This is a genomic window from Sinorhizobium psoraleae (assembly GCF_013283645.1).
Lineage (GTDB): Bacteria > Pseudomonadota > Alphaproteobacteria > Rhizobiales > Rhizobiaceae > Sinorhizobium > Sinorhizobium psoraleae.
Genome location: NZ_JABEKV010000001.1, coordinates 24967 through 36384 on the forward strand (window position 1 = coordinate 24967; position 11418 = coordinate 36384).

Annotated in this window: 12 protein-coding genes; 8 read left to right on the forward strand and 4 right to left on the reverse strand. The window is 61.2% G+C overall.

Going from position 1 to position 11418, the window contains the following annotated elements:
• Nucleotides 1–51: 51 nt before the first annotated feature.
• Nucleotides 52–375 (forward strand): phosphoribosyl-ATP diphosphatase, encoded by a 324-nt coding sequence (locus tag ILFOPFJJ_RS00110; RefSeq protein WP_173508563.1) that lies wholly within the window; start codon nt 52–54, stop codon nt 373–375.
• Nucleotides 372–1367, forward strand: a complete 996-nt coding sequence (gene coaA, locus ILFOPFJJ_RS00115; RefSeq protein WP_173508564.1) for a type I pantothenate kinase — start codon at nt 372–374, stop codon at nt 1365–1367. The genes ILFOPFJJ_RS00110 and coaA overlap by 4 nt, the downstream gene beginning before the upstream one ends.
• Nucleotides 1368–1586: 219 nt before the next feature.
• On the opposite strand, the gene ILFOPFJJ_RS00120 is transcribed toward coaA, so the two are convergent.
• The 4 genes from ILFOPFJJ_RS00120 to ILFOPFJJ_RS00135 form a co-directional block, all read right to left on the reverse strand.
• Nucleotides 1587–2198, reverse strand: coding sequence for an alpha-ketoglutarate-dependent dioxygenase AlkB family protein (locus tag ILFOPFJJ_RS00120; RefSeq protein ID WP_173508565.1), 612 nt, complete (start codon nt 2196–2198; stop codon nt 1587–1589).
• Between the two features lie 208 nt (nt 2199–2406).
• Complete coding sequence (lysM, locus tag ILFOPFJJ_RS00125) at nt 2407–2880, reverse strand: peptidoglycan-binding protein LysM (protein WP_173508566.1); 474 nt, start codon at nt 2878–2880, stop codon at nt 2407–2409.
• 111 nt (nt 2881–2991) lie between these two features.
• Nucleotides 2992–3426, reverse strand: a complete 435-nt coding sequence (gene arfB, locus ILFOPFJJ_RS00130; protein ID WP_173508567.1) for an alternative ribosome rescue aminoacyl-tRNA hydrolase ArfB — start codon at nt 3424–3426, stop codon at nt 2992–2994.
• A gap of 278 nt (nt 3427–3704) precedes the next feature.
• Nucleotides 3705–5315 (reverse strand): phosphoenolpyruvate carboxykinase, encoded by a 1611-nt coding sequence (locus ILFOPFJJ_RS00135; RefSeq protein WP_173508568.1) that lies wholly within the window; start codon nt 5313–5315, stop codon nt 3705–3707.
• Nucleotides 5316–5645: 330 nt separating this feature from the next.
• On the opposite strand from ILFOPFJJ_RS00135, the gene chvI reads away from it, so the two are divergent.
• From chvI to ahcY, 6 genes are all read left to right on the forward strand, one after another.
• Complete coding sequence (gene chvI / locus ILFOPFJJ_RS00140) at nt 5646–6371, forward strand: two-component system response regulator ChvI (protein WP_173508569.1); 726 nt, start codon at nt 5646–5648, stop codon at nt 6369–6371.
• A 205-nt stretch (nt 6372–6576) separates the two neighbouring features.
• The gene (gene chvG, locus ILFOPFJJ_RS00145) at nt 6577–8361 is read left to right on the forward strand and encodes a two-component system sensor histidine kinase ChvG (RefSeq protein WP_173508570.1); all 1785 of its coding nucleotides are present in this window, start codon (nt 6577–6579) and stop codon (nt 8359–8361) included.
• Nucleotides 8358–8816 carry an HPr kinase/phosphorylase gene (locus tag ILFOPFJJ_RS00150; RefSeq protein ID WP_173508571.1) on the forward strand — a complete coding sequence of 153 codons (459 nt, stop codon included), beginning with the start codon at nt 8358–8360 and terminating at the stop codon, nt 8814–8816. Before chvG ends, ILFOPFJJ_RS00150 begins: the two co-directional genes overlap by 4 nt.
• Before the next feature lie 158 nt (nt 8817–8974).
• Nucleotides 8975–9376 (forward strand): PTS sugar transporter subunit IIA, encoded by a 402-nt coding sequence (locus ILFOPFJJ_RS00155; RefSeq protein ID WP_173508572.1) that lies wholly within the window; start codon nt 8975–8977, stop codon nt 9374–9376.
• Entirely contained in the window at nt 9373–9666 is a 294-nt protein-coding gene (locus ILFOPFJJ_RS00160) for an HPr family phosphocarrier protein (RefSeq protein WP_173508573.1), read from the forward strand. Before ILFOPFJJ_RS00155 ends, ILFOPFJJ_RS00160 begins: the two co-directional genes overlap by 4 nt.
• A 205-nt stretch (nt 9667–9871) precedes the next feature.
• Nucleotides 9872–11272, forward strand: coding sequence for an adenosylhomocysteinase (gene ahcY, locus ILFOPFJJ_RS00165; RefSeq protein WP_173508574.1), 1401 nt, complete (start codon nt 9872–9874; stop codon nt 11270–11272).
• Nucleotides 11273–11418 lie beyond the last annotated feature (146 nt).

The following is an 11418-nucleotide window of genomic DNA, read 5'->3' on the forward strand; positions in this document are numbered from 1 at the left end:
TTGCCACCGTCAACAGGGGTCGCAGCCATTTGAGACCCAAGGGAAAGCACCATGAGCGAGTTCACCCTCTCCGACCTCGAAACGATAGTGGCGACCCGCGCCAAGGCAGCGCCGGAAGACTCCTGGACGGCCAAGCTGGTCGCAGCCGGTCAACGCAAGGCGGCCAAGAAGCTCGGCGAAGAGGCGGTTGAAGCCGTCATCGCGGCGATCAGCGAAGACCGCAAGAATCTGGTCGATGAGAGTGCCGACCTCCTTTATCATCTTATGGTCGTATTGAACATCGCAGCCATCCCGTTGCAGGATGTGATGGACGAACTTGCCAGGCGGACCAGCCAGTCCGGCCTGCAGGAGAAGGCAAACCGGCAAAATCCATGACTATCGCCGCGAAAGACATCGACGCCGCAGATATTCCAGGCAACCTCCAGGGCGGAGACTATTCGCCCTACCACGTGTTCTCGGCCGAGGAATGGTCGCGCTTTCGCGCCGACACGCCGTTGACGCTGACGGCCGATGAGGTGCAACGCCTGCGCTCGCTCAACGACCCGGTCGATCTCGGCGAGGTACGCCGGATCTATCTGTCGCTGTCGCGGCTGCTGTCGGCCCACGTCGAGGCTTCGCAGATCCTGTTCCAGCAACGCAAGCGGTTCCTCAGCATGTCCGACGAAACGAAGACACCCTTCGTCATCGGCATCGCCGGTTCGGTCGCCGTCGGCAAATCCACGACGGCGCGTATTCTCGCCGAACTGCTGGCACGCTGGCCCTCGAGCCCGAAGGTCGACCTGATAACGACCGACGGCTTCCTCTATCCGAACGCGATCCTGCAGCGTGAAAACATGATGGATCGCAAGGGTTTTCCCGAGAGCTACGATATCGGGGCGCTGCTACGCTTCCTGTCGGCCATCAAGGCGGGCCAGCCGAACGTCAGGGCGCCCACCTATTCGCACTTGACCTATGACGTCATCCCCGACCGGTTCCAGACCATTGACCGACCGGACATCCTGATCTTCGAAGGAATAAACGTCCTGCAGTCGCGCAATCTGCCGGCGGACGGCAAGATCGTGCCGATGGTGTCCGATTTCTTCGATTTCTCGATCTATATCGACGCCGAGGAAAGCCTCATTCACAGCTGGTACGTGAGCCGCTTCATGCGGCTGCGCGAGACGGCGTTCAAGAATCCGCAGTCCTTCTTCCATCGCTACGCGACGATCGGCGAGGATGCTGCGCGCGCCATCGCCGAGGGGCTCTGGCACAACATCAACCTGAAAAACCTGCACCAGAACATCCTGCCGACGCGACCGCGCGCCGATCTGATCCTGCAGAAGGGTCCGAACCACCTCACCCAGACGGTGGCGCTCAGGAAGCTGTGAGCGGAACTTTCACGCGATCCGATAAGACCCCTCCCCCAGAAGAGGGAGGGCTTCCGATGCCGCGCCCCGCTCCATCCATGTTCTGACGTTGCGGATGGGGCACCGGGCGGGCGACGCGCGCAAGCCCCCTTGTGGGCACGGGTTGGGGAGAAGGTCTTGGCGAAATCGGGATGAACGCAAGCGGCGCCCACGTCGTCCCGGCGTCGGCCTCGCTCCTCTTCAAGGATTGACTCGGCGCAAGGTGAGGTTTAGCCGGCCACCATTCTTCAAGAGCGTCGACGTATTCGGATAGATGCGGTCGACGCCATGGAAGGCGAGCCGCCCTTCGCCGCCAAGCACGACGACGTCGCCGCTCGCAAGCTTGAACGAGACCGTCCGTCCGCCGCGTTCCTTGCCGCCGACACGGAAAAGACAGGTATCGCCGAGAGAAATCGAAACCACAGCCGTCTCGAGATCCCGCTCGTCCCTGTCCTGATGCAGACCCATGCGTGCGTCTGCGGAATAGAAGTTGACGAGGCAGGCCTCCGGCTCCTTGTCGCTCGCCGACACGGCGCGCCAGATGTCGAGCAGCGCCGCCGGTATTGCCGGCCAGGACTTGCCCGTCACCGGGTGTTCCGCCTGATAGCGATAACCCCGCTCCCGATCGGTGACCCAGCCGAGCGGACCGCAATTGGTCATCCGTACCGACATCGGCTTGCCGGTTTTCGGCATTTCCGGCACGAAGAGCGGCGCCTCGGCCACGACGAGGCGGACAGCCTCTACCAGTTCCTCCTGGCGGGAGCGGTCGAGGAAGCCCGGAATGTGTCTTACCCCTTTCGGCAGCACCTGCATCGCCTGTATCCCGTGCTTCGCTGCGGCGATCGACGGCGCTCAACTCGCAAACCCCGAAATCGCCAGCGATCCAATATCTGTCGCCCAAACGTATGCAGCGGGACAACGCCATGCATGGAAAAGATGTAAAGCGCCTTGCACGAATTCGTGCACGCCGACGCGCTTTAGTCTTTGCGGGATCTGGTTGCCACCCGAAAATACCGCCCGCTCAGCCGGCGTCCAGATCCGGAATACGCAGAACCTGTCCCGGATAGATCTTGTCAGGGTCTTTCAGCATCGGCTTGTTCGCTTCGAAGATTACCGTGTGTTTGGCGCCTTTGCCCTTGCCGTACTGCGCCTCGGCAATCTTCCAGAGATTGTCGCCCTTCTTCACGGTGTAGAAGACAGGCGCCTTGGCGGGCGCCGGCGCGGCGCCTCCTTCCGCGACCTTGAGGTCGGATGCCTCGACGGCTGACACGCCGAGCGTGTTGCCGACGGCCACGACGGCCTTTTCAAACGTCGACTGGTCCTTGACGACGCCCTTCAGAACGACCTTGTCGTCCACGATTTCGACCTGCACGTCCTTCGTGCCGAGGTCATGGGAGGCAAGCTCCTTCTGGACGCTGTCCGCATCCGGCGGTGTGTCGTCGCCGCCAATCCCGAGCTTCTTGCCGGCGTTCTTGATAAAGCTGAACAAACCCATGGTTGTCTCCTCTTTCGCAGTGCCCTTCGATAAGAGAGGGCGACACCGGCAAAAGATCAAGGGAGCGATCGAAAGATTCGTTTGCGTGCCGCCTCGCAGCCTGAACAACGTTCACTCGCCGCCCGGCCGGCCGCGAAGCTTCTTGATTTCGGCTCGACCGGATTTTTCCTTCAATCGCCGCTCGATCGAACTGCGGGTCGGCCTGGTCTTCTTGCGCGGCGGCGGTGGCGGTTCGGCCGCCTTCAGGATCAGCTCCTTCAGCCGCTCCCGGGCATCCTCTCTGTTGCGTTCCTGGCTGCGAAACCGATTAGCCTCGATCATCAGCACGCCGTCCTTGGACACACGGCGGCCCGCAAGCCTCAGTGCATTCGCCTTGACCTGGTCCGGCAGCGACGGCGAGGCCTGAATGTCGAAGAAGAGCTGGACGGCCGTCGATACCTTGTTGACGTTCTGTCCGCCCGGTCCGCCGGCCAGCACGAACTGCTCCGTCAGTTCCCAGCCGGCAATGACGATGCGGTCGTTTATGTATAGCGGATCGCTGGCCATGTTCGCTCCTTGACCGCTTCTATTGCACGAGTGCAGCAGGGAGGTGCAAGTGGCTCCCCTGCCCCTCCAACTCATTAGAATCGATCACGTTCATGATTTTGGATTGCATCAATCCAAAATCACCCTGGTCCGGGCAACGCCAGGAAAGTGTGTACCCGTTTTCCATTCGTAGTCGCGCATTTTCAAGAAACCAGAGCGAAGCACCTGAAAACAATCAGGAAAAACGCGAAAACCCGGCCTTCGAGGCCGGGTTTCACGTGAATCATAGCCAGCGATCTTTATTCGGCGGCGACCTTCGCCCCGGGAGCCGCGTCGCGCACACTGCCGTCGACATGGTTTTCGAACTTGGCGAAGTTGGCGATGAACATGTCGACCAGGCGGCGCGCCTGCGCGTCATAGGCAACACCGTCCGCCCATGTAGACCGCGGATCGAGAATACCGTCGTCCACGCCCGGTACCGACACCGGCACCGCAAAGCCGAAGTTCGCGTCGGTGCGGAACGACGCATCGTTAAGCGAGCCGTCGAGTGCCGCCGAAAGCAGCGCGCGCGTCACCTTGATCGGCATGCGGTTTCCGGTGCCGTAGGCGCCGCCGGTCCAGCCGGTGTTGACCAGCCAGCAGGTGACGCCATTCTTGGCGATCAGATCCTTCAGCAGGTTGCCGTATTCGGACGGATGGCGAGGCATGAACGGAGCGCCGAAGCAGGTCGAGAAGGTCGCTTCCGGTTCGGTCACGCCCTTTTCCGTGCCGGCGACCTTGGCCGTGTATCCGGACAGGAAATGATACATCGCCTGTTCCGGCGTCAGCCTGGCGATCGGCGGCATGACGCCGAAGGCATCTGCCGTCAACATGATGACGGTGCGCGGCTGCGGCGCCGTTCCGGTCTCGCTGGCATTCGGAATGAAATCAAGCGGATAGGCGCAACGGGTGTTTTCCGTCAGCGAACCGTCATCGAAGTCGGGCACGCGGCGCTCGTCAAGTATGACGTTCTCCATAACGGTGCCGAAGCGCCGGGTGGTGGCGTAAATCTCCGGCTCGGCCGTGGCCGAAAGCTTGATCGCCTTGGCATAGCAGCCGCCTTCGAAATTGAAGACGCCGTCCTCGCCCCACCCGTGCTCGTCGTCGCCGATGAGTGTGCGGGACGGATCGGCCGAGAGCGTGGTCTTGCCGGTGCCCGACAGGCCAAAGAAGATCGCGGTGTCTCCCGCGGGACCGACATTGGCCGAGCAATGCATCGGCATGACGGCCTTCTTCGGCAGCAGATAGTTGAGCACCGTGAAGACCGACTTCTTCATTTCGCCGGCATAGGACGTACCGCCGATCAGGACGAGACCGTTCGTCAGGTCGCAGGCGATCACCGTTTCGCTGCGGCAGCCGTGACGCTCCGGATTCGCCCTGAAGCTCGGCAGATCGATGATCGTCAGCTTCGGCTCGAAACCTGCCAGCGCTTCGCGCGCCGGGCGGATCAGGAGATTGCGGATGAACAGCGAATGCCAGGCGAGTTCTGTAATGACGCGCGTCGGCAGAGCATGCGCCGGATCGGCACCACCAACGAGGTCCTGCACGTAGAGCGACTTGCCCTTGGCATGATCAAGCATGTCCTGCCGCAGACGCTCGAAGTTTTCCGGCGAGATCGCGTTATTGTTGTCCCACCAGATCTGATCAGCGGTCGCCGCGTCGCGGACGACGAACTTGTCCTTGGGGGAGCGGCCCGTGTGCTGGCCGGTCCGTGCGCAGAGCGCGCCATGCGCCGTCACTTGCGCCTCGCCCCGGCGAAGGGCGTCCTCGTAAAGCTCCGCTGCCTCGAGGTTGTAGCGGACGAAAGCCAGATCCGAAAAGCCGATTGTTTCCAGTCCGTTCGAGGGGTTGCGGGTGCCGAGTTGCTCCATGGTCAAGCTTCCTTTGTCATTGGCCATTGGTATTGAATTCTGTCGGAACATACCGGCAAGATAGATCGAAGACAAGATATCGATTCCTAAAACAATAATGATATCAGTATATTAATCGATTTAAAGAAAAATATGGATTTTTTAATCGGTTGAATCTGGCTTTGCCAAGACACATTTGACAGCTTCCCGCTCGACGATTAGCCGCGGGCCTTTTGTGCTTCGCCACAATTTGTTCCACGTTTATACTCAAGTAACGCCGGTGACTCGCGGTTGCCGCGGTTCTTGAAGCGGTTCCGGCCACCCGGACCTCAAAAGACGGAGTTGAATACGATGCAGACCATCGCGCTTGTCGATGACGACCGCAATATCCTGACATCTGTGTCCATCGCGCTGGAAGCCGAGGGCTACAAGGTCGAAACTTATACCGACGGTGCATCGGCGCTCGAAGGCCTGCTGGCGCGTCCGCCGCAACTCGCGATCTTCGACATCAAGATGCCGCGCATGGACGGCATGGAACTCTTGCGCCGCCTGCGGCAGAAATCCGACCTGCCGGTCATTTTCCTCACCTCAAAAGACGAGGAAATCGACGAACTCTTCGGCCTCAAGATGGGCGCCGACGATTTCATCACCAAGCCATTCTCCCAGCGCCTGCTGGTCGAGCGTGTCAAGGCGATCCTGCGTCGCGCGCCGAACCGCGACCTCGCGGCGGCCGGCCCAATGGGCACGGCGAAGACTTCCGATGCCCCGTCCCGTTCGCTGGAACGCGGCCAGCTCGTCATGGACCAGGAGCGCCACACCTGCACTTGGAAGAACGAATCGGTGACCCTGACGGTCACGGAGTTTCTCATCCTGCACTCGCTGGCACAGCGTCCGGGTGTGGTGAAGAGCCGAGACGCACTGATGGATGCCGCCTATGATGAGCAGGTCTATGTGGATGACCGCACGATCGACAGCCACATCAAACGGCTTCGCAAGAAGTTCAAGATGGTCGACAACGACTTCGACATGATCGAAACGCTCTACGGCGTCGGCTACCGTTTTCGCGAAACAGCCTGACGGCCGCTCCGACTTGCCACAACGGAGATTGTGGATCATGCAGAAATGGCGTAACGGCGACGCGGGAGAGGCCCCGTCGGGCAGGCCGTAAGCCATCCATAGGCAAAAGCCTGGCCGGCCGGGACGAGGCAGACGAGAGGCCGGTCGTTGTGCCGGCGCAAGGAAAAAGAAGGCGACGGAGTTTTCCGTCGTGGGAGCGGGAGACTTGGTAGACGTCTTGCAGGGCGATCTGGAGGATATTGAAGGGCGGGCATCGGCGCGCAGCCAGCGCCGATGGGCGCATCCCTTCACCCTGATCCGCCGCCTGTTCGGCAATGCCGTCTTTTCGAGCCTCACCCGACGCATCGTCTTCTTCAACCTCGTCGCGCTCGTGGTGCTCGTCGGCGGCATCATGTACCTCAACCAGTTCCGGGAGGGTCTGATCGACGCCCGGGTGGAAAGCCTGCTGACCCAGGGCGAGATCATCGCCGGGGCGATTTCCGCCTCCGCATCGGTCGATACCAACTCGATTACCATCGATCCGGAGAAGCTGCTCGAACTCCAGGCCGGCGAAAGCATCACGCCGCTGCCGAGCGACGAGGATCTCGAGTTTCCGATCATCCAGGAACGGGTAGCGCCGGTCCTCAGACGCCTGATTTCCCCGACGCGGACCCGCGCGCGCCTCTTCGACGCCGATGCCGATCTGCTGCTCGACTCCCGTCATCTCTATAGCGGCGGTCAGGTCCTGCGCTTCGATCTTCCGCCGGTCGATCCGGAGACGACAGGCATCGCCGACAAGCTCAGCATGTGGCTCAACCGGCTGCTGCAGCCCGGCGACCTGCCGCTCTACAAGGAGCCACCGGGCGGCAACGGCTCGATCTACCCGGAGGTCATGAACGCGCTTACCGGCGTGCGCGGTGCCGTCGTGCGGGTGACGGAGAAGGGCGAGTTGATCGTTTCGGTCGCCGTGCCGGTGCAGCGGTTCCGCGCGGTGCTCGGGGTGCTGCTGCTTTCGACGCAGGCTGGCGACATCGACAAGATCGTCCATGCCGAGCGCCTCGCGATCATCCGCGTTTTCGGCGTCGCCGCGCTCGTCAACGTCATCCTGTCTCTGCTTCTTTCGTCGACCATCGCCAATCCGCTGAGAAGGCTGTCGGCTGCCGCGATCCGGGTGCGCCGCGGCGGCGCGAAGGAACGGGAGGAAATCCCGGACTTCTCCTCGCGCCAGGACGAAATCGGCAACCTGTCGGTGGCGCTCCGCGAAATGACGACGGCGCTCTACGATCGCATCGCGGCGATCGAGAACTTTGCCGCCGACGTCAGCCATGAGCTCAAGAACCCGCTCACATCGCTGCGCAGCGCCGTCGAGACCCTGCCGCTCGCGCGCAACGAGGATTCGAAAAAACGGCTGCTCGACGTCATCCAGCACGACGTGCGCCGCCTCGATCGGCTGATCAGCGATATTTCCGACGCGTCGCGACTCGATGCAGAGCTGGCGCGCAGCGACGCCAAGAAAGTCGACCTGGAAAAGCTGCTTGGCGATCTCATCGATATTTCCCGACAGATTCGCAGCAAGAAGAAGCCGGTGCTCCTGGACTTCGTCATCGATCGCAAGGACAATCCGAGGGCGAGCTTCGTCGTCAGCGGCTATGAGCTGCGCATCAGCCAGATCATCACGAACCTCATCGAAAACGCCCGCTCCTTCGTCCCGGAGCAGAATGGTCGCATCATCATCCGCCTGACCCGGTCGCGCTCCCGCTGTCTCGTCTATGTGGAGGACAACGGTCCGGGCATTCAAGCCGAAGACATCGATCGGATTTTCGAGCGCTTCTATACCGACCGGCCGGAAGGCGAGGACTTCGGTCAGAATTCGGGTCTCGGTCTTTCGATTTCACGCCAGATCGCCGAAGCCCATGGCGGTACGCTGAAGGCGGAAAACATTGTGGGGCAAGGCGGGCACGTGACCGGCGCCCGGTTCATCCTCTCCCTGCCGGCCGAGCCGCACCAGTGACCGCGCCAGCTTGCAATATCCACGCAACGGCAATCGTTCTCGGCACGACCGGATTTCTGATCACCGGACCCTCCGGCTCGGGCAAATCCGCCTTCGCCCTTTCCTGCATTTCCGAGGCGAGGCGCCGTGGTCGTTTTGCGGCGCTCGTCGCCGATGACCGGGTCGATCTTACCCTCGAGAATGACCGGATCATCGCCCGTTGCCCTGCGTCCATTCGCGGCCTGATCGAGGTTCGCGGCGGCGGCATCGTCGCCGTCGAAACGGTGTCCGCCTGCGTTCTGGACTGGGCGATCATGCCGGCGAGACCGTCCCGCGATCAGCGTCTGCCACCCGAGAACGAGGAGCTGCAGCTACAAATTGGGCGAACTCTGCCGCTGTTGCGCGTTCCCGTTGAAACCCTCGTCTCGCCTCTCGATGCACTGCACGCACTGCTACCCAAAAATTTAGCACTTTAGCCTTATCCGAGGGCAGAAGGGCTGCTTTTTCGGCATTTTTGGCTTGCACTTCGCCTTTTCCTTGCCAAGATGGCCGCCCCAGCAGGTGGACGAAATTGCTGCATTGCGATATCTGACCATCAACGAGAGTTGCATATGCAGTTGGAGCAAAGATACCCATGATCGGACTTGTGCTTGTCACCCATGGCAAGCTGGCGGAAGAGTTTCGGCATGCGTTGGAGCATGTCGTCGGTCCGCAAAAAGCTATCGAGACCGTCTGCATCGGGCCCGAGGACGACATGGACCAGCGGCGTCAGGATATTCTCGATGCAGTTGCTGGCGCCGACGTGGGCAATGGCGTCATCATTCTGACGGACATGTTCGGCGGCACGCCATCCAACCTCGCCATCTCGGTCATGCGCAGCGGCAGCGTCGAGGTGATTGCGGGCGTCAATCTGCCGATGCTGATCAAGCTTGCCGGCGTTCGCGGCGAAAGCGACATGGACAAGGCCCTCGTCGAGGCCTCCGAGGCGGGACGCAAATACATCAATGTCGCCAGCCGCGTGCTGAGCGGAAAATGATGGACCATCGCCCCGCCATGTCGCTGACGCGCGAGCTGCTGATCATAAACAAACGCGGCCTGCATGCACGGGCGTCGGCGAAATTCGTCCAGACCGTCGAAGCCTATGACGCCGAAATCACCGTCTCCAAGGACGGCATGACGGTTGGCGGCACGTCGATCATGGGCCTGATGATGCTTGCGGCCAGCACGGGCTCTACCGTCTTTGTCACCGCCAGCGGCGTCCAGGCGGAAGAAGCGCTCAATGCCCTCGACGCGCTTGTTCGCGACAAATTCGGCGAAGAGATCTGACGCGCTCGTGGGCGCCAGAGCTGAAGCCCCTCCAGCACTCGCACGATATAAACATATAAAGACTTCTTTATATCGTGGTTGCCCTCCCCTCTGATTCCTGATAGACCGGGCGCACTCTCCCCGTGATCCTGCGCGGGAGGCATTGTCACGCCGCCGGACGGCCAAAGGGCCGGCGCGGCCGGAAAAGATCAGCCTGGAGAACTCCATGACCGCAACTCAGGACTATATTGTCGCCGACATCGGCCTGGCCGATTTCGGCCGCAAGGAAATTGCCATCGCCGAAACGGAAATGCCGGGCCTGATGGCCTGCCGTGAGGAATTCGGTGCATCGAAGCCGCTGAAGGGCGCACGCATCACCGGTTCGCTGCACATGACCATCCAGACGGCCGTGCTGATCGAGACGCTGGTTGCGCTCGGCGCCGAGGTTCGCTGGGCCTCGTGCAACATCTTCTCGACGCAGGACCACGCCGCCGCAGCGATCGCAGCAAGCGGCGTTCCGGTCTTTGCCGTCAAGGGCGAAACGCTTGAGGAATACTGGACCTACACCGACAAGATCTTCCAGTGGGCCGACGGCGGCCTCTCGAACATGATTCTCGACGACGGTGGCGACGCCACCATGTACATCCTGCTCGGCGCGCGCGCCGAAGCCGGCGAGAACGTGCTTTCCAACCCGGGTTCGGAAGAAGAGGAAATCCTTTTCGCCCAGATCAAGAAGCGTCTTGCGGCAACGCCCGGCTGGTTTACGAAGCAGCGTGACGCGATCAAGGGCGTGACCGAAGAAACGACCACCGGCGTCAACCGTCTCTACCAGCTCCAGTCCAAGGGCCTGCTTCCGTTCCCGGCGATCAACGTCAACGACAGCGTCACCAAGTCGAAGTTCGACAACAAGTACGGCTGCAAGGAATCGCTCGTCGACGGCATTCGCCGCGGCACCGACGTGATGATGGCCGGCAAGGTTGCCGTCGTTTGCGGCTATGGCGACGTCGGCAAGGGCTCGGCCGCTTCCTTGACGGGTGCGGGCGCGCGCGTGAAGGTCACCGAAGTCGATCCGATCTGCGCACTGCAGGCAGCGATGGACGGCTATGAAGTCGTCCAGCTCGAGGACGTCGTCTCGACGGCCGACATCTTCATCACGACGACCGGCAACAAGGACGTCATCCGCATGGACCACATGCGCGAGATGAAGGACATGGCGATTGTCGGCAACATCGGCCACTTCGACAACGAAATCCAGGTCTCGGCGCTGCGCAACCTGAAATGGACCAACATCAAGCCGCAGGTCGACATGATCGAGTTCCCGAAGGGCAACCGCATGATCCTGCTTTCGGAAGGCCGTTTGCTGAACCTCGGCAACGCCACCGGTCATCCGTCCTTCGTGATGTCGGCTTCCTTCTCCAACCAGGTTCTGGCCCAGATCGAGCTCTTCACCAAGGGTGAGAACTACAAGAACGAAGTCTACGTTCTGCCGAAGCAGCTCGACGAGAAGGTTGCCCGCCTGCATCTCGCAAAGCTCGGCGCCAAGCTGACCGAGCTTTCGGAAGAACAGGCTGCCTATATCGGCGTGAAGCCGCAGGGTCCGTTCAAGGCCGAACACTACCGCTACTAATCGTTACCCGGGCAATCCACAACATGTTGTGGCCGCGATCTTGACAAGAGATCGCGGCCGCTTTTTTGAGCCGCGCACTTTCCGGCGATTCGTCAAACAAGTATGCTTAAGCCATTGATTCGTGACGCTACTGCATGTCTCCTCAA